Source organism: Hahella sp. CR1 (genome assembly GCF_029813005.1).
GTDB lineage: Bacteria > Pseudomonadota > Gammaproteobacteria > Pseudomonadales > Oleiphilaceae > Hahella.
Genome location: NZ_JAPELK010000029.1, coordinates 1 through 21678 on the forward strand (window position 1 = coordinate 1; position 21678 = coordinate 21678).

Annotated in this window: 17 protein-coding genes; 7 read left to right on the forward strand and 10 right to left on the reverse strand. The window is 56.7% G+C overall.

The window, feature by feature from the left end; translation table 11 throughout:
- From ONV78_RS31265 to ONV78_RS31285, 5 genes are all read right to left on the reverse strand, one after another.
- A partial coding sequence (locus ONV78_RS31265; protein ID WP_279508526.1) for a DUF6531 domain-containing protein occupies positions 1-1110 on the reverse strand: 1110 nt, incomplete at its 3' end.
- A 364-nt stretch (positions 1111-1474) separates the two neighbouring features.
- On the reverse strand, positions 1475-1840 hold the full coding sequence (locus ONV78_RS31270) for a hypothetical protein (protein ID WP_279508528.1): 366 nt from the start codon (positions 1838-1840) through the stop codon (positions 1475-1477).
- Positions 1841-1999: 159 nt separating this feature from the next.
- Positions 2000-3145 carry an iron-containing alcohol dehydrogenase gene (locus ONV78_RS31275; protein ID WP_279508530.1) on the reverse strand — a complete coding sequence of 382 codons (1146 nt, stop codon included), beginning with the start codon at positions 3143-3145 and terminating at the stop codon, positions 2000-2002.
- Between the two features lie 309 nt (positions 3146-3454).
- Positions 3455-6637, reverse strand: a complete 3183-nt coding sequence (locus ONV78_RS31280) for an efflux RND transporter permease subunit (protein ID WP_279508532.1) — start codon at positions 6635-6637, stop codon at positions 3455-3457.
- Positions 6638-6649: 12 nt separating this feature from the next.
- Entirely contained in the window at positions 6650-7834 is a 1185-nt protein-coding gene (locus ONV78_RS31285; protein ID WP_279508534.1) for an efflux RND transporter periplasmic adaptor subunit, read from the reverse strand.
- 246 nt (positions 7835-8080) lie between these two features.
- On the opposite strand from ONV78_RS31285, the gene fepB reads away from it, so the two are divergent.
- Positions 8081-9145, forward strand: a complete 1065-nt coding sequence (fepB, locus tag ONV78_RS31290; protein ID WP_279508535.1) for a Fe2+-enterobactin ABC transporter substrate-binding protein — start codon at positions 8081-8083, stop codon at positions 9143-9145.
- Between the two features lie 71 nt (positions 9146-9216).
- Here the strand turns inward: fepB and entS are convergent, their stop codons facing one another.
- A complete protein-coding gene (gene entS, locus ONV78_RS31295; protein WP_279508536.1) occupies positions 9217-10503 on the reverse strand; it encodes an enterobactin transporter EntS in 1287 nt (428 codons plus the stop codon).
- Between the two features lie 207 nt (positions 10504-10710).
- Here entS and fepD point away from each other — a divergent pair, with 207 nt between their 5' ends.
- From fepD to ONV78_RS31310, 3 genes are read left to right on the forward strand one after another with little or no spacing between them, the layout of a single operon-like run.
- The gene (gene fepD, locus ONV78_RS31300) at positions 10711-11700 is read left to right on the forward strand and encodes a Fe(3+)-siderophore ABC transporter permease (RefSeq protein ID WP_279508538.1); all 990 of its coding nucleotides are present in this window, start codon (positions 10711-10713) and stop codon (positions 11698-11700) included.
- The gene (gene fepG, locus ONV78_RS31305) at positions 11697-12746 is read left to right on the forward strand and encodes an iron-enterobactin ABC transporter permease (RefSeq protein WP_279508539.1); all 1050 of its coding nucleotides are present in this window, start codon (positions 11697-11699) and stop codon (positions 12744-12746) included. Before fepD ends, fepG begins: the two co-directional genes overlap by 4 nt.
- Positions 12743-13603 (forward strand): ABC transporter ATP-binding protein, encoded by an 861-nt coding sequence (locus ONV78_RS31310; RefSeq protein ID WP_279508540.1) that lies wholly within the window; start codon positions 12743-12745, stop codon positions 13601-13603. Before fepG ends, ONV78_RS31310 begins: the two co-directional genes overlap by 4 nt.
- 16 nt (positions 13604-13619) lie before the next feature.
- Here ONV78_RS31310 and ONV78_RS31315 read toward each other — a convergent pair whose 3' ends face one another.
- Positions 13620-14300: a glutathione S-transferase family protein gene (locus ONV78_RS31315; protein WP_279508542.1), complete on the reverse strand. Its 681-nt coding sequence runs from the start codon at positions 14298-14300 to the stop codon at positions 13620-13622.
- 1 nt (position 14301) lies between these two features.
- Positions 14302-14700, reverse strand: coding sequence for a DoxX family protein (locus ONV78_RS31320; RefSeq protein WP_216740208.1), 399 nt, complete (start codon positions 14698-14700; stop codon positions 14302-14304).
- Between the two features lie 101 nt (positions 14701-14801).
- Here ONV78_RS31320 and ONV78_RS31325 point away from each other — a divergent pair, with 101 nt between their 5' ends.
- Entirely contained in the window at positions 14802-15668 is an 867-nt protein-coding gene (locus ONV78_RS31325) for a LysR family transcriptional regulator (protein WP_279508543.1), read from the forward strand.
- A gap of 70 nt (positions 15669-15738) precedes the next feature.
- Here the strand turns inward: ONV78_RS31325 and ONV78_RS31330 are convergent, their stop codons facing one another.
- On the reverse strand, positions 15739-16545 hold the full coding sequence (locus tag ONV78_RS31330) for a class I SAM-dependent methyltransferase (RefSeq protein WP_279508544.1): 807 nt from the start codon (positions 16543-16545) through the stop codon (positions 15739-15741).
- A 319-nt stretch (positions 16546-16864) separates the two neighbouring features.
- Entirely contained in the window at positions 16865-17215 is a 351-nt protein-coding gene (locus ONV78_RS31335) for a hypothetical protein (protein WP_279508545.1), read from the reverse strand.
- A gap of 196 nt (positions 17216-17411) precedes the next feature.
- Here ONV78_RS31335 and ONV78_RS31340 point away from each other — a divergent pair, with 196 nt between their 5' ends.
- Both ONV78_RS31340 and ONV78_RS31345 read left to right on the forward strand, forming a co-directional pair.
- A complete protein-coding gene (locus ONV78_RS31340; RefSeq protein ID WP_279508547.1) occupies positions 17412-20978 on the forward strand; it encodes a response regulator in 3567 nt (1188 codons plus the stop codon).
- A 126-nt stretch (positions 20979-21104) separates the two neighbouring features.
- The gene (locus ONV78_RS31345; RefSeq protein WP_279508548.1) at positions 21105-21578 is read left to right on the forward strand and encodes a hypothetical protein; all 474 of its coding nucleotides are present in this window, start codon (positions 21105-21107) and stop codon (positions 21576-21578) included.
- The last annotated feature ends 100 nt before the right edge of the window (positions 21579-21678 follow it).

A 21678-nucleotide genomic window follows, 5' to 3' on the forward strand; every position in this document is an offset into this window, starting at 1 on the left:
GGCATTATGCAGCACGTACAGGCGTTTGCCCCAGCTGGTCTGAATAAGGGTGACCGGTCGCTCGTAGCCGTCCAGGTTCCGCCAGTATTGAATGCGCACGCCATTGCCGACGCCATCCAGCAATCCTTCCAGACGGTAAACGCCGCCGGCGCCCACGAACAAGCGGGTGGGTTCGCCGCGTTGTTTCAGTACATAGTGAGTGTCGTCGATCCGACGCAGCTCCAAATGTTCAGCGGCGTTGCGGACGGTCTGGCCCGGCTCCGCCAAAGGAAAATCAATGTAGCGGCCTTCGTCCGTGGTGAAGACCAAACGCCCTTCCAGCTCCTCCAGCTGCTGACACAGCATATGAGTCCAGCCCACGCCCAGACCGCGTTGATGGGCGTTGGAGGATTTATAGGTGCGTTTCCAGATGATCGGCAGAGGGCCGGCGACGGTGAAGTCGGTCAGGTCCAGCAACTCCTCGCCGGTGACCATGCTGATGGGTTCGCCGCTGGTGCAGACCTTTTTGTTATCCGGCGTGGTCGCGCCATTATCGTTGCTGCCGGATTTTTCGCTGGCCCCACTCTCATCGGCCGGTGTTGTATTCGCTTGAGGCTGGGCGGGTGTGTAAGTCCTGGGCGCGGACTGGTGGCTCGTAGACTCTCTTGGCTTACTGCTCCACCCCGGATTGCCATTAAGCGCGGTCACATCCATCACTTCACCGGTGATCGCTGGTGGAGGCGGCGGCGCGGGGTTAGCGCGGTTGATCAGGCGCACGGCCAAAGTCAGTTCAGACACATTGGGTTTGAGGCCGTCCTCACTCTCGCTCACAACGGAGCAAAACGGCTTTTTCTTGTCGGTAAACACCAACAGGATTTCACCCCGTTCGAGCCCTTTAACAAAGTCTTCTTTCCACTTACGCAGATGCCGTGAACCTCGGCCGGGAAACGCGCCAAACGATGAACGAAAGTGACTCCCCTTTAAGTGGTTAACGACATCGCCGACTTTGGCGTCTATGTTCAAACAACGCTCGGCATAGCTGGAAGCGAAAAAGGGAGATTCAACAAACGGCAGGTCCGCAACGGTGATGTCAGACCAATGCTTAAATACATAACTGCGAGTGGAATACATTCGGAGTACGTCCTTTGTAAAGCGACACAGCAAGCCAAACGGGCCATGGCGTCGTCATGAAAACGGTTACTGGTAACTGGGGGCGATCAGCGAATATCCTAAAACTAACAACGACACATACCGCCCACTTGCCTTACGACACGTCGCGCCAATCTCCATGAGTTTGATTTAAGCGCATACGTAGCCAGTTAAGCGTTAATACTGGGAATTTTCCTTCATTATTCAGGTGGTTATTCTATTACATTAAAAGCGTTTCTGTGATGTGAGTCTCAACTAACCTGACAATAAATCACACCCCACTTCAACTGTTCTTCGCATTACAGAGCATGAAATCTCGTAGCCGCTGACCCTAAAGGTGTGTCAATCATGCCCCATCCCTCTTCGCCCAATACATCTGCTTGTGCCCTCTATCTTCGTAATCTTTCACTAACGCCAAAGCTTCGGATTGGGTCATGTCGCCCTGGATGAAAAAGGTATTGTTGTTATCGTCCTGACGCCAGACGGACCAGTTGGGCGTTGCCGTTTCAACAAGGTCGGACGGTTCGAAGGCCGTTTGATCCAAAGGGCATTCTCTAATGACGAAATGCTCTGTCAGGCCTTGAAATGGCGCTTGTTGGGATAAGTCTGCAATGGCTTGATCGGCTTTGGCTTGGGAGGCGAACACGCCGATAAAATCAGAAGGGGTCGAGTGATGGGAGGGGGAGAAAAATAACGCGTAGACGAGTTGCATGGCTAATCATCACCTGTCTGAATGGAGCGTTTCAACGGGTGATGATTATGCCTGAAACCGTCGCTAGAAGCCTTTTAAATCTGAGGCTTAAAGAGAGCCAGGCGTCCCTGCCATTGGCGCATAATCCCTACCTGAAATCCTGCTTACCGCAGTTTTTTATCAAGCTGCGCGCTTCAGGATTTCCCGACTGACATCCAAGGTGATTGCTCGATTTTCACCCAGTGCGGTCATGCCGTGTTTTTCCAGCGCGTCAACCAGCGCCGGAACGGCTGTATCGCCTTCAATGCCTGCATGAGAGAGTCTGGTCGGGATATCCAAGCTGCTGTAGAGACGTTCGATGGCTTCGATCGTGGTTTCCGCCAGCTTGTCGTCCTGAGGCAGATTGAACACATTACGCCCCATTTGCTCCAGTTTGGCGCGCTTGTCCGCCATCTGCACGCGCAGCAGCGAGGGCTGCACGATAGCCAGAGTGCGGGCGTGATCGACGCCGTAAAGCGCAGTGATTTCATGACCGATCATATGAGTCGCCCAATCCTGCGCCACGCCGGCGCCGATCAAACCATTCAATGCCTGATTGGCGGTCCACATCAGGTTGCTGCGCCATACATCATTGTCCCGCTGTGGAAACTCTTCCGCCAGACGCACCAGATTACGCAACAGCGCTTCCGCGTAGCCATCCTGCACCCAGGCGTCGCTGCTGTGGGACAAGTACTGCTCACAAATATGCACGAATGCATCGACAACGCCGTTGGCGACCTGACGTTCGGGCAAAGATTTGATCACATCCGGGTCCAGCACCGCGACGCGAGGCAGCACCAATGGAGAGCCGAAGGACAGTTTTTCTTTGGTCGCGGCTTTGGTCACAACGGAGCCGCCATTGGACTCTGAGCCCGTGGCCGGCAAGGTCAGCACCACACCCAGAGGCAGCGCGCGGGCAATGGTGTATTTGCGGGTGAGAATATCCCAGCCATCGCCGTCATACAGGGTTGCAGCCGCGATATATTTACAGCCATCGATCACCGAGCCGCCGCCCACCGCCAGGATGTAATCCACCTTCTCACGGCGCGCCAGCTCAACGGCTTTGTCCAATGTCTCCACCGTAGGGTTGGCTTCTACGCCAGAAAACTCCACCCAGGAATGGTCTTTCAGCGCGTCTTTAATCTGATCGTAAACGCCGTTCTTTTTGATGGAGCCGCCGCCGTAGACAACCATTACCTTTTGCTCCGCGTCGATCAAAGACGCCAGCTTGGCGATGCGGCCTTGGCCGAACTCAATGCGAGTGCTGTTGGAAAAAGAAAAATTCATACTCACTTCCTTTAGTCGCGATAACTTTACAGGCGCGTCGACACGGAGCGGCGCCGGATTAATTGCGCATACTCATAGAGGGCCTTTCACTATGAGGAAGATAAAAACATCCGCGTCGAATATGGGACAGGAACATACTCCTATCCCATCAGGAAGCAAAGCACCCAACCCTTTGCAAGGGGAAGTTAAACAGAAATAGGCAAGGATTCGACAGAATCGGGATAAAGGGAATTGCTCAACGCTGCATCGTCACTGTGAGGAAGCAGCGTTATATGACTTTAACGAATCAGGCGATTCGCCCGCTTGAAATTATGCCGGGGCTTCCGCCTTTTCTTCGATGGGGGCGTCTATCACAACAGACCTGCGCCGCGTCTCCAGAATAGAGCCCTTAACCCACAAATAAAACAACGGCACAAAGAATATCGCCAGGGTTGTCGCCGTCAGAACGCCACCCAGTACGCTGGTTCCGATGGCGTTCTGGCTTGCTGAACCAGGTCCGGTGGACAGGGCCAGCGGCGTTACGCCGGCGCCGAACGCCAGTGAGGTCATCAGGATGGGACGCAGCCGTAAACGCGCTCCCTCCACCACGGCGGTCATCGGCGTCATGCCCTGGCGCACCGCCGCTTCGGCGAACTCCACGATCAGAATCGCGTTCTTGGCGGACAGTCCGATGGTCGTCAGCAGTCCAACCTGGAAATAAATATCATTGGGCAAACCGCGCCAGTACACCGCCAACAGCGCGCCCAACACACCAAGAGGAATAACCGGCGCCACCGCGCAGGGTATGGTCCAGCTTTCGTACAACGCCGCTAGACACAGGAACACAAACAGGATCGACGCCAAATACAGCAGCGGAGCCTGTCCGCTGGCCAGCTTGTCCTGATAGGACAGGCCGCTCCATTCAAAGTTGGCTCCCGGTAAACGCGCCGCCTGCGCTTCGACCTGCGCCATCGCGTCGCCGGAGCTGACGCCTTGAGCCGCCGCGCCGAAAATGGGGATGGCGTGCAGGCCGTTATAGCGGCTTATTTCCGTGGGGCCGTTGCGCCACTCCGTACCACTGAAAGCGGTGAAAGGCGTCATGGCGCCGCCGGCGCCGCGCACAAACCAGTGACGCAGATCGTCCGGCGACGCACGATAAGGAGCGTCTGCCTGCACCAGCACCTTCTTCACTCTTCCCTGATGCACGAAATCATTCACGTAATAACCGCCCCAGGCGACGCTCAGGGTCTGGTTGACATCCTCCAGCGCCAATCCCAGCGCGGAGGCCTTTTCGCGGTCAATCTCTACACGCAGTTGCTGGACATTGCGGTCAGCGCCGGCGCGCACGTAGGAAAAACCCTCGCCGTCCTGAAGATTTCGCTCCAGCTTCGCCGCCGCCTCAGTCAGCCCCTCTGCGCCCAAACCACCCAAATCCTGCAACCAGAGTTCGAAGCCGTTACTGCGCCCCAGACCTTCAATTGGCGGCAGCACCATGCTGTAGGCCTGAGCGTCGCGCAAACGACCAAAAGCTTCCGTTGCGCGATCGGCGATCGCCTGCGCGCTGTTTACCGCGCCCTTCCGTTCAGACCAGTCCTTCAACGCCACAAACCCCATGCCCGCGTTTTGTCCCGCGCCGTCAAAACTGAAGCCGGACAGAATATACACGGACTCCACATTCGACTTTTCCTGCTCCAGAAAATAGCGTTCGATCTCTTGCGCCACCTTGGCGGTTCGGTCGTAGGTCGCGCCCGCAGGCAGGTTGAACTGAACCAGAACGGTTCCCTGATCTTCGTCGGGAATAAACGCCGTGGGCAGGCGCCAATACACCAACGCCATCACTGCCACCGCTAACAGGTAGACGGCGCTGAAGCGCAACGGCCGCGACAACATAAACCCCAGACCGCCGACGTAACGATGCTGAACTCTGCCGAAGCTGCGATTCAAGGCGCTGAACACGCCGGCGGACACCTGACCATGACGCAGGAATCTGACGCACAACGCTGGCGTCAAACATATCGCCGCCAGTGCCGACAACGCCATCGCCGCCACCAAAGTCACGGAGAACTGCCGATAGATCACCCCCACCGATCCAGAGAAAAACGCCATGGGCAGAAAGACTGCCGCCAGCGCCGCCGCCACGCCGATCAGCACGCCGGTGATCTGTCCCATGGACTTCAACGTCGCCGCACGCGCATCCAGTCCTTCCTCACGCATGATGCGCTCAACGTTTTCCACCACGACAATGGCGTCGTCCACTAACAGACCTATCGCCAGCACCATGGCGAACAAGCTGAGCGTATTGACGGAATAGCCGGCGACGGCGAGCACGCCGAATGTACCCAGCAGCACCACAGGCACCGTAATCGCGGGGATCAAGGTGGCGCGCCAGTTCTGCAGGAACACGAACATGACCAGCACCACCAGCGCCACCGCTTCCACCAGAGTCAGCAGCACTGATTCGATGGACAACTTCACGAAACGCGTGGTGTCTTCCGGGAAGGCGACTTCCACTCCTGGCGGAAAATTAGCGCGCAATTGCGCCACTCTCTGCTTCACCGCCTCCGCCACCTGCAAGGCGTTGGCGCCGGGCGCCAGCATGATCGCCAACCCTGATGCGGGATGCCCGTTAAGCTTACTGGTTCCGCCGTAGTCTTCCGCGCCTAACTCAACCCGCGCCACATCGCCCAGTCGCACCACGGCGCCGTCCCGATCGGTTTTGATGAGAATGTCGCGAAACTGTTGCGTCGACGTCAGCCGCGACATGGCGGTGACGCTCACGTTCAATGGCTGTCCCGGTCTGGCGGGAAGCGCGCCGAGTTCGCCCACGGAGACTTCTGTATTCTGCGCCGCGATAGCGTCGATAACGTCCTGGGGCATCAAGCGATAACTGTTGAGTTTGTGCGGGTCCAGCCAGATTCGCATGGCGTAGGAGGAACCAAAATTCTGCACTGATCCAACGCCGTCCACCCGGCTGAGAGGGTCCTGCATACTGCCCGCGAGCCAATCGGAAATATCCGTGTCGCTCAGGCGGTCGCTGGCGTCATAAAACGCCAGAATCATGAGAAAGTTGTTCTGGGACTTATTAACAGTCAGCCCCTGTTGCTGCACCGGCGCCGGCAAGCGTCCCGACGCCTGCGCCGCTTTATTCTGCACTTGCACCTGAGCAATATCCGCATCGGTCCCATGCCGGAAAGTGAGCATGACTTCCGCCGCGCCGGAGGAACTGCTGCGGGAACTGAAATACATCAGGTTATCCAGCCCTTTCAGTTCCTGCTCAAGAATCTGCGTAACGCTGTTTTCCACCACTTCAGCGGACGCGCCCGGATAGTTGGCGGAGATCATAATTGTCGGCGGCGCGATATCCGGATATTGCGACACCGGCATGGACATCAGCCCCAGCGCCCCAGCCAGCATCACTACAATCGCCACCACCCAGGAAAACACCGGGCGGTTAACAAAAAATTCAGCCAATCGCTGGCGGCTCAGGTCATCCGGCTGTACAGGATCTTTCATTGTCGCCGCCTATTACTGAAGGGTCGCCGCAGCGAGATCAACGGCAAGCTCTTTAGCTCGCACCGACTCGCCAGGGAAAGCGTTCAACAGACCTTCCACGATCACCCTGTCGCCGGGATTCAAACCCGCGCCAACAATCCAGTGACGCTCCTGCGCCCCAAGGATATGCAAGAGGCGCTCTTCCACGACCTCTTCCGCCGTCACCACCATCGCCATGGCTTCGCCGCGGGCGTTGTGCGTCACGGCTTGTTGCGGCGCAAGATAGACATCCGAATGCACGCCCCGCGTCAGTTCCGCCCGCACGAACATCCCGGGCAACAGCAGCCCATCGGGATTGGGAAACTCCGCGCGTAAGGTCACCGAACCGGTCTGCTCGTTCACACTGACTTCCGTCAAACGCAGAACGCCTGGGTGAGGATAATCGGAGCCATCTTCCAGTTTCAGCCTGACTTCTTCGCCTGCTTGAGAAGCAGACTGTTCAGACAGAACCCGACGCAAGGAAAGTAACTCACGACTGGATTGCGTCATATCCACATAGATCGGGTCCAGCTGCTGCACCAACGCCAGCGGCGCGCTCTGCCCCTCCGTCACCAAAGCGCCCTCGCTGACCGCGGAACGACCGATGCGTCCCGCGATGGGCGCAGCGATCTCCGTGCGTTGCAGATCCACTGTCGCCAGTTGCAGCGCCGCCTGCGCCGCTTGCACCGAAGCTTGCGCCTGCCGATAGTCGCCCTGAATGTCTTCATGGTCCTGCCGGCTGACGCTTTTATTGGCGGCCAGCTCGGCATAACGCCGACTCTTTGCGCTCAGGCTGTCCAGCCGCGCCTGGGCAGTCGCCAGATTCGCCTGCGCCTGATCGAACAAGGCCTGATAGCGATCCGACTCAATGCGATACAACGCCTGCCCCGACGCCACCCGCACGCCCTCGGTAAACAAACGGAGATCGATAACGCCATTGACCTGTGGGCGCACCTCCGCGGAACGATAGGCGACCGTCCGCCCTGATAACTCCGTCCGAATTGGCGCGTCCTGAGGCGACAGCGTCACCACCCCTACTTCCGGCGGGGGCGGCGGAGCTGGCGCAGGGGCTTCCCGCTCGCCGCATCCGGCCAGTAACAGGAGAAGCATCAGGGGGCGTAACAAGTGGAGTAACAGGTGGCGTAATAGGTGGAGTAGCAAATAGCGAATTTTTTCCATGATGACTGCGTTCGACACTTCCTGAATCGGGAAAGACGGCCAATACGACGCGCTTCCAAAGGATTGATGGTGATCAATAAACACTTAATGATAATAGTTATCATTTGCGTTAACATTATATGAGTTCTGACCGCCATCCTGTCAACGCGTTAGCGCCGCTTTTCGTCAACGATCCGCGCAAAGCCAGCGCCAGCGCCAGCGCGACTTAGGGCCCAATCAATCACTTCAAGGGGTAGAAATATCACAATGCTGCACAATCGCTTTTTGTTTCTTTTCCTGACGCTGTGCGCCAGCTTGCTGACCGCCTGCGGCGCAGACAGAGACGTCGCCGCCAACACATCGACACAGGCCGCGCCCGCCCTCACCGTTCAAAATGCGTCAACCTGGCCGAGAACGCTGTCCACATCGCAAGGCGACCTCATCCTGGAACGCGCGCCGCAGCGCATAGTTTCCACCAGCGTGACCCTGACTGGCGTTCTGTTGGCCATTGACGCACCTGTAGTCGCCAGCGGAGCTTCCTCGCCCAACACAGAGGTCGCCGATGCACAGGGCTTTTTCCGGCAATGGGGCGATATTGCCCGTCGACGCGGCGTGCGTCCGATCTATCAGGGCGCGCCGGACGCCGAGGCCATCATCGCGGCGGAGCCGGATTTGATTGTCATGGCGGGAACCGGCGGCGACTCCGCTCTCGCTCTTTACGAGCAACTCAGTTTGTTCGCGCCGGTGTTAGTGCTCAACTATGACGATAAAAGCTGGCAGCAGCTGGCCTCTCTCCTGGGCGCCGCCACGGGTCGCGAGCAACAGGCGCAGTCGGTAATCGATGAATTCAACGCCAGGGTCGCTGATGTGAAAGCGCGCATCCAGCTGCCGCCGCAGCCAGTCTCTGCCCTGGTGTATTACGAAGACGGCTCCGGCGCCAACCTGTGGACGCCGGATTCCGCGCAAGGCCAGCTATTGCAGGCGCTGGGCTTTGAAGTCGCCACGCCGCCCTCCCATATTCAGGGCGGCACTCGCCAGGGCGTGCGTAAAGACATCGTGCAGCTCGCCGGAGAGAACCTTTCCGACGGACTACAGGGACGCACCATGCTGCTGTTCTCCGCCAATGAAGATCGGGTTCGGCAAATCAGCCAGGATAAATTTCTCGCCCATACGCCCGCTATCCAGAGCAACCGGGTATACGCCGTGGGGCTGGATACCTTTCGTCTGGACTACTATAGCGCCAGCAATTTGTTGCAGCGACTGACCGACCTGTTCCCTGAAACGCCTGCCGCAGTCGCCGACGCCAATACGTCGTTTATCACCCATCCTTGAGAGCCAACCGGGTTTACCTTCTCTACCCACTGCGCCTGGATCATCACTGAGCGCAGTGGGCCGTCCCGGCATTAAGCCGGTTCTTCGTTTTCTGCGACAAAGCCGCTCATAGGTTCGGTTTCTTCTGGAGGCTCACCGGACTGCATTTTCCGCAAGGAGCCGAATCCCAAGGTCATCGCCGCTCCCGCCATCGCCACCGCGACGCCGAAGGAAAAGACGCCCAGCACCGGCGTCACCGCCCGCGCCAACGCGCCCAGTCCAACCGCGCCGACGCCGTCGCCAACCACATCCTGAGCGCTCCACAGGCTGTTCACACGTCCCAGCAGACGATCTGGCGTATGGCTTTGCACCAGCATGAACTGCAACAGAGACGTGATAGAGCCGAGATAGCCGACCAGCGCCAACGCCACTAGCGCCAGCCAGATATGGCTGACTACGCCAAGGGACGCCACCGCCAGCGCTGAAGCGGTCATCGCGCCCAGCATCAACGCGCCAGGACGCCGCCAGCCGCCGACCCAGCCGCTGGTGAAGGCGCCAAGCATCGCGCCCAAAGGCACGGCGGAGAACATCAATCCGACCTCAAAGGCGCCGCCGCCATAGCCTTCTTCAGCCAGGGCCGGAAACAGCACGCGAATCGCGCTCAATACCGTCTGCGCCGTGCCAACGACTATCACAGCCCCGACTATTTTGTGGCGACAGAGAAATTGAAAACCCTCCAATAACGCCTGCAAAGGATGCCCTGGCGGATGATCCCCGGGCTTCAAGGATGGCAGCCGCACCAGAGGCAGCAAGGTCGCCACGGTGCCGACGCCCGCCAGCAGATAGTTCCAGCTCACGTCGGCGGAGACGATAATCAGGCCGCCCACCGCAGGAGACATCACCGCACCAAAACGCACGGTAAGCATGCTCAACGCCCCGGCGGCGGCCAGGTTTTCACGCCCTACCAGGGTCGGAATCGACGCCATCAGCGCGGTGATGCCCATGGCGCCGAAAAAGCCGTCCCAGGCGGAAACGATATATAACGCCAGCAGCGACGGCTCCGCCACGAAACTGTTTAACGCCAGGGCGAGAAACCCTACGCCACAAAGAAAGCGCGCCGTCAGAATCAACTTGCGACGGTCGAAGCGATCCGCCAATACACCGCCGCACATCAGACCGACAAACATGCCGACGCTGTCCAGCGCCATGGCGAAACCGACCTGCAGCGTGGAGCCGGTAAGCTCGTGTATCTGCACCGGGACGGCGACCGTGAGAATGCCAAGGGCGAATACCGACATCATTCGCGCCACGAAAACAGCGCGAAAGTGCGAGTTGTTTTTGAGCAGACTGAAGTCCACAAAGATAGATGATTTGCTCATTACACCAGCCAAAGAAGTGATGAATAGAAGTGATTTCCCTGCCTCTATTCGCAGGATTGCGCGGCAATGGTTTTACCCGGTGGCGCAGCATGATAGTATATCAATCGTTAATACAAATCATTCTCATTTGCATTAAGTGATATTTTGAGCGGCGTAACTCTCTCCCCCTCTTCCAATTCCTCCCGGCCTTATGGTCGGCGTCATTGCGTGAAAACTCGTTGGGCTATCTTTCTAGTCAGTCTGGCGCTGCTGGGTCTGATCGCCGCGCTCAGTTTAATTCTGGGCGCGAAGGCGATTCCCTTCGCCACCGTGATGGAGAGTCTGTTTGGCGACGCCAGCGGTCCTGACGCCACTATCATCCTGGAAAGCCGCTTACCTCGTACGCTATTGGGTCTGTTGGCCGGAGCCGCCTTGGGGGCTTCCGGGGCGTTGATCCAGGCATTGACCCGCAACCCGCTGGCGGAGCCAGGCATACTTGGCGTCAACGCCGGCGCTGGATTGGCGATGGTGCTTGGAGTGGCGTTTTTCGGTGTCCACTCCCAGGCAGGCTACCTCGGAATGGCGTCGCTGGGCGCCTTACTTACCACGTTATTAGTGTTCTTCGCGGGCTTTTACGGGGCGACGCGCATGGACCCATTGCGTTTCGTGCTGGCGGGGGTCGCCATTGGCGCAGTCATGGCTGGCGTGGCGTCCGCCATCACCCTGCTGCACCCTTCCGTTTTCGACACCATGCGTTATTGGAGCGCGGGCTCACTGAACGTGCGCAGTCTGGAGCCGGTGTTGTGGGTCGCTCCTGTCATCGTTGCCGGGATTCTCCTGGCGCTGTTCCTGGCGACGCCGCTTAACGCCATCGCCATGGGAGAGGACCTGGCGGTGGCGCTGGGCGCGAAACCACAGTGGGTGCAGGGGCTATCTATTCTGACGATCACCTTGCTGTGCGGCGGCGCCACCGCGGCGGCGGGCCCTATTGCATTCGTAGGCCTGATGATTCCCCATATCGCGCGCTGGCTAATGGGCGCCGATCAGCGCTGGATCATCCTGCTGACGCTAACCCTCTCCCCTTGCTTGCTGCTGTCAGCGGATATCCTGGGACGCTTCCTCACTCCTGGAGAACTACGCGTCTCCATTGTCACCGCCTTTCTTGGGGCGCCCATGCTGATCTGGCTGGCGCGACGCCATCACGGAGGCGCACAGTGAATCGCGCCGACTATTTTCTCATTGGCGGAATGGATGCTCCTTTCAACCTCCCTATTCACAAACGCGCGCTGGTGTTGGGATGCATGCTGTGCGTGATATGTCTGGGACTGGGATCTGCCGCACTGGGCTGGGGAACCTTGACGCTGCCTTTCAGCGACGTCATGAACGCGCTGTTCGGCGCAGGCCCGGACCAGGCGCAAATTGTCGTGACGCAATGGCGACTGCCCCGCATCACGGCGGCGTTGATTCTCGGCGCTGCGCTGGGGGTGAGTGGCGCCATATTCCAATCGTTACTCCGTAACCCTTTGGGCAGTCCTGACGTGGTCGGCTTCAATACTGGCGCGTACAGCGGCGCGCTGCTGGTGATCGCTGTCTTCCACGGCGGATACTACGCCACCGCCGCCGGAGCCTTATTAGGCGGATTAACGACGGCGCTGCTGGTGTATGCCCTCGCCTGGCGAAAAGGGCGCGCCCAGGGATTCAGATTGATCATTGTCGGCATCGCGATCAGCGCCCTGCTCAATGCCCTTAACACCTGGATGATGATCAGCGCGAGCCTGGAAGCCGCCATGTCCGCCGCCCTGTGGGGAGCAGGTTCGTTGAATGGCCTCACCTGGAGTAAAGCGTCACCCTCCCTGATTTTTTGTCTGCTGGCCATCGCCGCCGCGGTCCCTCTGCAAAGACGCCTGCGCCTGCTGGCCATGGGGGACGACGCCGCGCAGGCGCTGGGCGTTGCAGTTAACCGCTCACGCCTGACGCTCATGATTCTGGCGGTGTCACTGACCGCCGCCGCCACCGCCGCCACCGGTCCTATCAGTTTTATTGCCCTGGCGGCGCCGCAGATCACCCGCCGCTTGCTGGCCGCCGATGGCGTCAGTCTGCTGAACGCCGCGTGGATGGGCGCCTTGTTGCTCCTTGCCGCGGACCAGATCGCACACCACCTGTTCGCCCCCAGTCAGTTGCCGGTCGGCGTCGTCACCATTTGCATCGGCGGCGTTTATCTGGCCTGGCTGCTTATCAACGACTCACAGCGGAAAACCTCATGACGCGACAGCCCTCCCCTCTGCATATCGAACCACCGCAACGCCAGGCGCCGCGCTTACGGGCTCAAAACCTGACAGTGGGATATGAGCAACGCATGATCAGCGAGAATCTCAATGTGGCGATTCCAGATGGGTCTTTTACGGTGATTGTGGGTCCCAACGGATGCGGCAAGTCCACGTTGTTGCGTAGTCTTTGCCGCCTGCTGAAACCCGTCTCCGGCGAGGTATTGCTCGACGGTCAGGACATCCACCGCTATCCCGCCAAACTGGTTGCGCGTCAGCTGGGACTGCTGCCGCAAAGCGCCAACACCCCGGAGGGCATCCGCGTGCGGGATCTGGTGGCCCGAGGTCGCTATCCTCATCAAAGCGCTTTTCGCCGCTGGAGCCGGGAGGATGAAAACGCCGTAAACGAAGCCATGATCAGTACCGGCGTTGAGGATTTAGCCGACCGCTTGGTGGATGAGCTTTCCGGCGGCCAGCGTCAGCGCGTCTGGGTCGCCATGGCCCTGGCCCAGCAAACGTCCTTATTGCTGTTGGACGAACCCACCACCTATCTGGATATCACCCATCAGATCGAATTGCTGGAGCTGTTTCGCACCCTGAACCGCCGAGACAACCGCACCCTCATTGCGGTGCTGCACGACCTCAACCACGCCTGCCGCTACGCCACTCATCTCATCGCCATGCGCGACGGGGCCATCATTGCTGAAGGCCCGCCCGCCAGCATCATTTCCGAAGCGCTGGTGGAAGAGGTCTTCGGCCTGTCCAGCCTGATCATTGAAGACCCCGTGAGCCATACGCCGCTGGTGATTCCCAGAGGCAAGGGACAAGCGCAAGCCTTGTCGATTGCAGACAATTAGGGAACCTCTGAAAACGCTATCCCTTCGCCCCAGCTTGCAGCAGATGCGAGAGATAACTCTGTTTGCGAATGACAAAAGCTATCAACGCCTGCGCGAAGTCCGCATCCACCGCATCGATGACGGACTGTCTGGCCGCAAGGCGCCGGCGCCAGGCTTCGACCTTCGCCAGCCCCTTAAACAGATCGATTTTGATTAAAGAGTTAAACACGTCGAAATAGCGAAACACCGGCGCATAAACAGCGTCCACAATCATGAAGTCGGGGCCTGAGAAGTAAGGGCCGACAATCACGTCTTCCAGCCGTTCAAATCGGTGCCGAAGCAGTTCTTCCGCATTGCTGAAACTCTCCTTGTCCTGAGCGGAATAATATCTGCCGATTGCATCCAGGGTTTGTGAGCCAAACTCAATCCATGACCGATGCAGCGCCCTTAATTTAGGGTCCGCCGGGAACAGGCTTCCCTCCGTGACTTCATCAAGGTATTCGCATATCACCGCCGATTCGAAAATAGCGTCCTTGTTATCTACCACGAGTAAAGGCACTTTTCCCGTGGGTGAAAGCGCCAGAAACCAGCCCGGCTTGTTCGCCAGATCGATATCCGTGCGTTTAAACACAACGCCCTTTTCCAGCAGCGTGATCACAGAGCGCTGCACGTAAGGACATAACTTAAAGCTAACCAGCTCAATCGTTCCGGTATTCATTTCAAGCCTCCTTGGTGATGGCGTAACGACCATTGCCCAAGAAAACCTGGGTGGCCGCCATCAAGACCAAAACCAGTGGGTATTCCCAGCCGCCGCCTTCATTTGCAAACAACCAGCCCGCATCCCAGTGCGCCCAAGTCGCGCCAAGCAGAATGGGCGCAACCATGGCGGCGGCGATCTGGCTATGAAAACCAACGATGAGCGCAATCCCGGACACCGCCTCCACGAAGAAAACGAGGTAGGCCAGAAATGCCGGCAGGCCGATAGAGCTGAAGAATTCAGCCGTGCCCGGCAGTGTAAAAACGACCAGCTTCAAATACAGGCTATGGGTGATCAACACCACGCCCAGGGTCACGCGCAATAGCAAAGCCGCCAGTTCATAGTTTCGGGAAATAGTCATGTGCGTCTCCAAGTGAATAGTGATGTTTTCATTCTATTCATTGCATTAATGCGTTATCAGTTGTAATTTTTGAAATCCTGAATTGCATAAATGCATTAATTATGGACTGGAATTCTCTGAAGATACTCGCCCTGGTCGCCCATAAAGGGTCTATGTCCGGGGCGGCGAAAGAATTGGGCGTCAACTACACAACTGTGTTTAGACGCATGGAGTCCCTGGAAAACGAGATCGGCGGGAAGTTGTTCGAGCGCGGCTCAAAAGGCTATGTCGCGACGCCGTTGGCGGAGAAGATGCTCGTGTTCGCCAACCGCATGCGCGATGGCGCGGAGCAGATCGAACGGCAGATTGTCGGCAGGGAGTTTCAGCCTAGCGGCGTCGTGAAGATTACCGCTCCCTTCAATATTGCTAACCGTTACCTGCCGGAGGCATTGCGCCCCCTTGCGCAAAACTATCCCGACATCACTTTCGAGATACTCTCCAGTAACGATGATTTCAATTTAAATTCACGGGTCGCCGACATCGCCGTAAGAGCGACCAGCTCGCCGCCGGATCATTTGATAGGCCGCAAGGTCGCTTCGATCCCCTGGGCGATGTTTGTCGCGGAGTCGTTTATGGAGCGCTTCACGCAGCCGCCAACATTAGAAACCCTGACGGACTACCCGCTTATCGGCGCGTCGGGAAGCATGCTCAACCTGCCCGCGTTTACCTGGCTTGAGAAAAATCATGCGACCGCCATCGTGGCGAGATGCAATGAACTCACCGCCATGTCCTATTGCGCAGAAAGCGGACACGGCATTGCATTTCTGCCAGTGGATCAACGCCGCAGCGGATTGGTCGAGTTGGCGGAGTTTGCGCCAGGAAAAACCAGCGACATGTGGGTCTTGAGCCATCCAGATTTAAAAAAGACCGAGCGCATACGAATCGTTGTTGAGCAGCTTGTCAGCTATTTTAGGAGTCTGGATTTTTAAGGATTGGTTTGTGGCCGGGATTAATCGCACAGCCACAAACTTTATTAAGGCATGACACTTCCCCTATCAATTACTGACGAGTCGCCGTCACTTGAAACAACTTAAGCGAACCGATAAGAGAACCAGGGGCGCAAGCGTGCTGAACCAGCTTGTTATAGGTCTTTTCAGCTTGTCCCGGCTCAATAAGCTTGTAGCGTATGAGGTCCGCCGATAATTGTTTAAACGAGTACGCCACAACCAGCTTCTCTCTGGCGTCCGTCAACACGGGCTGCTCGATGTGAATATCGCACACTTTCAAAGCAGCCGGCATGTCGTTCAGTAGACGGCTTCCATAGTCGTAATTCACCTCTTTTATCTTGCCCAGTTCAAGCACCAGCTCATTAACGTAATAGAACTCGGGCAGATAGGGATAGCAAAACAGGCAGGACACTTCCGGTTCCTCAAAAACAGCCGCTCCGCCGGGATTAAGCAGCCCTGCGACTCTCTCCAGATACGTTTGTTTATGCTGCTGGTGCATTAACACGAAACGACCGTAAACGCAGTCAAACCGGCGCTCTATCTCTGCGGTATTGATATCCGCTTCCATCAAGTTCACGTTGAAGCGTTTCTCGTTCTGGACCCTTTTCTCCGTCTGCAGGAGTTGTTCCTTAAAACAGTCAAGGCCAGTAATCGTACCCTGCTCGCCGGCAAGCAGGCCGGCCCAATAGCAAAGCAGACGCCCATGTCCACAGCCTATTTCCAATACAGTCTTGGGACGGTAACGCTCAAATACCCCATGACGAATGTATCTTTCGCTTATTTCGCCGTATATATCATTTAAAATATCCAGCCGCTCGACATCCTCATTCCCTATCGCCAAGGCGTAATCAGCCGCCATCGCAATCTCCCTGAATAATTAACCCCGCGGACAACCCGCCTCCTTGTGATTGTCCGTAGCCTGTTGATCCGCCACGACAGGTCCTGAATATCTCTGGCACTACCTCCCTCAACATGTCGCCGCGCAAACGCATCCCTGCATCTGGCTATTAACTTGTCATACCAGCGCCATAATATTCTGTTACCGAGTAATGGAAACCGCTTATTTTACTGAGTCCTTCTCAATATTGGTTTCAGGTTCATGTCCAGAATTCAGTTCTGTTTGATAGCGTCAGGGAATACGTGCTGGATTGCCACCGATTTCAAAACCAATAACTTCTTCAACTGACGACGGCAGACACCAAAATGCTCGCAAGGGCCGCCACCCCGAGAGTCCCATCCACCGCCATGATTACGTTGCCGCAGTTCAATCTTTGTTCCGCGATGTCCAAATGCGGCAGCATGTTTAAAACAGAAGTGATGTCTTTAAGAACCTGATCCAATTCATTCTCGTCAGCAACGCTAATTGAAACATGCTGCGTCGCGTTTTCCAGCAGGAAGGACAAGTAAGTAGCGCCATTCTCCTCCGCCACAAACGCCCAGGATTGCACCTCGGCAATGAGGATCTGAAAGCGAGGTTTGAGAAAGCCGCAATCAATGGTGAGAACATCTTTAGAGTTTTGTATTTTCACAGCAGAACAGCCCTTTCTTCTCTGAAGCTTCTTTTGAAATTAGTCGTGGCGGAATTTATACGACAACAGAACACTTCCATAAACCCACCACCTAGATTTACCAACTATTAAGACTACACTTATGACAACCAGGAGGTATAAGGCGACAAGTGCGCCTCTGGATCGTGTAGATTGCATTGCTTATGGAGAAAGCATCATGCAAACAGGCTCTTCTCATAGCAACCGCGGACTCGGCCTTCGTGTGGCGGTTCTGACTGTTTTGGCTTCTCTTGTCATTGTTCCCGCCGCGCACTTTGTCACTCGCAGCGCGGAAATCAATAAAATTCTGGCGCAGCAATCCGTGGAAGTATCCGGTCAGGCGCAGCTACGCATCAGCAAGTTCAATGACGAGATTGAAGAATACATTCACGTCACCCAGTTTCTCTCCAGAACGCCGCCCATTCAGGGAATCATTCGCGCATCGGCGAATGAGGGATATGACCCATTGGAGAATAATCGTCTCGAAACCTGGGAGAATCGGCTGGAAGTCATATTTCGCGAATACCTGCTGATCAACGACACCATCATGCAGGCCCGTTTCATTGGGCTCGCTGACAACGGCAAAGAACTGGTGCGCGTAGAAAGAGACAGTGGCGGCGCCATCGCCGTGATCGCTCGGGATAAGCTGCAGCAAAAGGGAGACAGCCTCTACCTCAAAGAAACCATCAAGTACAAAAAAGGCGAGACCTATATTTCCCCCATCAATCTGAATAGAGAAAACGGCGTTGTCGCCACGCCTTTGACGCCTACCCTGCGTTTTGCGACGCCGATCTACGATAGCCTTGGCTCCGTGTTTGGCATAGTCATCGTCAATGTTTACGCAGAGCCGGTGATCGACTCCACCTTAGGAGAAGATCTGCCTCCGGATTACAACGCTTACCTCACTACCGCCAGTAATGACTTTATTTACCATCCCGCCAAAGGCATGGAGTATGGGTTCGATCTGGGCAAGAGAAACACCTGGGCGGACGAATTCGCCAACCCGCCCCAGGCTGGAGAACTGGCGCTATCCCGCATCAGCGCGCTGCGTTATTACACCTATCCGTTTCAAATCGTCTCCTTAGATAGTCGCGCCAATGCGCCGCTGAACTTTATTCTCACCATACCTCAGTCGCTGGTGTTGGCCTCCGCCGCCAACGCCGCCTGGGTGCAGGCGGGAATCCTGGCGGTCCTGCTGGCCCTGTCCGGCGTGCTGGTGTATTTCTACTTGTCCTATATGGGCCGCAAAGTGAGCTTGTTGAAGGATCAGGCGCGCCTGTCCGCCATCATCGACAATTCCAGCGACGCCATCATCAGCCTCTCTTCACGGGGAGTGGTGGAAAGCTGGAATAAATCCGCGGAGGAGATGTTCGACTATGCGGAAAACGAAGTCCTTGGCAAAAATCTGGCGAAGCTGATCGTGCCAGATCGCCTGAAAAGCGAATACACCGACGCCTTGAAAACGATTAATCAGGGACAGACCGTCAAGGCGTATCACACCACCCGGCAACGCAAAGACGGCGCGCTGGTGAATGTTTCCGTGTCCTCCTTTCCGATCAAGTCCAGATGGGACGGCAGGACTCTCGGCGCCGCCGCGATCATTCGCGACATCACAGACAAAGTGGAGGCGGAGAATCAGATCAAGGCGCTGAACCACAAGCTGACCAACGACGTGAAAGAACGCACGTTGGAGCTGGGCGAAGCGATGAATAAAGCGCTCTCAGCGAATAAATCAAAGTCGGATTTCGTCGCCAATATGAGCCAGGAAATCCGCAGCCCCATGTCCGCCATTTCCGAAACCCTGCAAGTGCTCAGACGCACCGCGTTGAACTCTCAGCAGGAAGACTGCGTGGAAAAACTGGAGTCCGCCTCTCAGTCCATGACCTCGTTCGTCAGTGACCTGCTCGACTACTCTAAAATCGAAGCGGGTCAACTTGAGCTTGAGCCGCACGCCTTTAATCTGGATAAGCTGCTGCGGGAAATCAGTTATCTCGTTTCCGCCCATACCGAAAACAAAGACATCGAAGTTATTTTTTATCTGGACCACAAAATTCCCAATAACCTGGTGGGCGACGAAGCCAGACTGAAACAGGTGCTCATCAAGCTTCTCAGCAATGCGGCCAAATTCACCAGTCAGGGAGAAATCACCTTAACCGTGAAATTATCCGTGATGACTCAGGATGAACTGGAGCTCAAGTTCAGCGTAGAAGACACCGGCATCGGCATGACGGATGATCGCTGCAAAGACATATTCGAAGCCTTCGTGCAGGACGACGCCTCCGCCTCCAGAAAATATGGCGGCAGCGGTTTGGGGCTCGGCATCTGCAAACAGTTGATTGAAATGATGGGGGGCGATATCAAGGTCCACAGCGCCCTCGGAGAAGGCAGCGCGTTCAGCTTCAACATCAAGGTGGCGGTGGATGAGAACCGCACCGGCGAGTTAAACATCAACCGCCCGGAACTAAGATCGCTGCGCATCCTTATCGCCGACGATAACAAGCGGGCGGCGGCCTGCATCAAAGAGCTGGCGCTCACCCTGGGATGGAGTTCGGATGTCGTCCTGTCCTTACCGGAACTGGCGACCCTGTCCCAGGATTCGCAGAAGAAATACGACGCCGTGTTCGTCGACCTGAACATGATCAAAGCCAGCGGCGCCAATCCGACGGAGGAGCTGCAGAAAATACGGCGCTCCGATACGCCTCCGGCGCTGATTCTGATGACCAACAGCGGCAAGGCCATCCCGGGTCTGCGGGACGCCCAGATCGACGCAGCCTTTGACGGCCTGTTGTCCAAACCCGTCACGCCATCGATGTTGCTGGATTCCGTCGCCGAAGCGCGGGCGTCGCAATCCAAATCCGCGCAAAAACGCCGCAGTCAGGAAAGCAGTGTGATAACCGGCGCCAGTTTATCCGACATTCGGATCTTGCTGGTGGAGGACAACCTCACCAACCAGCAGATCGCCTCCCAGCTGCTACAGGCGGAAGGCGCGTTCGTGGATATCGCCTCCACCGGAAAAGAAGCGATCACCGCCATCACCCACGCAGGCTCTCAATTCGATATCGTGCTCATGGATATCCAGATGCCGGAAATGGACGGCTATGCAGCGACCAGAGCCCTGCGCGAGAAGTTCGGCTACAAAACTCTGCCCATTGTGGCCATGACCGCCAACGTACTCGAAAAAGACAGAGAGGAGTGTCTGGCCGCAGGGATGAACGATCACATTGGCAAGCCCTTCGACATTAACGAATTGTGCCAGGTCATTCTCAAGTACACCGATGAAAGCCGCCTGGACAAGGCCGCCCATCCGCATGCAGCCAGCGACGTCACCCTGGAATCCGTATTCAATAAAGGCGCGGAAATCGGCATTAATGTAAAAGAAGCCGCCGGACGTTTCGGCTCCAACTTCTCAGCCTATCGCATTGCGCTTGAAGGCTTTGAAAATGACGTCAACCGCCTGCTGATTCATCTAAGCGTGCCGTTCAACACGGAAAACACGCGGGAAATCGAGAAAGAACTCCACATCATGGGCGGGCTCTCCAAAACCATCGGCGCAGATTCCCTTTCCATGCTCTGCAAACGTGTAGAAATCCTCATCATGAACCACGCCCTGCGCCCACAGGTCGTATCCCTGCTGCGACGCTCACTGGAAGCCTCCCTGCACGCCTCAAGGAAAATACTCCTCTACCTGGATGAACTGACGCCCCAGGCGAAGCGCAACGACTCCAAGTCCAACCAGGCGTCATGACACGCAGACCGGCGCCATGGGCAAATTAAGAGGGCCATCTCGGCGGGAGATGATCCTCTTTGTTCTTAAAATATCCCCCGCCAGTGAGATAGGATGAGAGTAATTAAACCTCAGGCATTTCTCCACATGGCACAGCTCAAATTACTCACGCGCAACCAACTCGTCCGCGTCAAAACCAAAACTATAATCCTGACCATCGGCAGCATCTTATTACTCAACGCCTGCGCCACCTTCACCTCAACGTCCACCAAACAGCATTACATCGACCTGACCTACCAAGACTTCGGCCCACCCTCCCTGGCGACGGATTTATTAGGCTCCGAATGGTGGCAATGGAATCCCCACGGCGACCCCAGACCAAGCCACTACGACGTTCACGTGATCGTCTACCGCAATATGACGGAAAGCGACATCCGCAAACACTTCCCCATCGACGAAGCCACTGAAAAAGACTACCGCTACCTCCCCTACACAACCGCCATAAATTACCTCGACACCAACATCACAGCACTCGCCTCAGAAGACGAAAGCGTTATGCAGGAGATCAGGGAGCAGTTAATTCAGACCAGAGGAGAGATTGTTCAAGCGTTGGGAGATTGAGTCGTCTAGTCATTGTAGCCAATTACGACCTACCCACCCCGTTCGCCCCGTTCGCCCCGTTCGCCCCGTTCGCCCCGTTCGCCCCGTTCGCCCCGTTCGC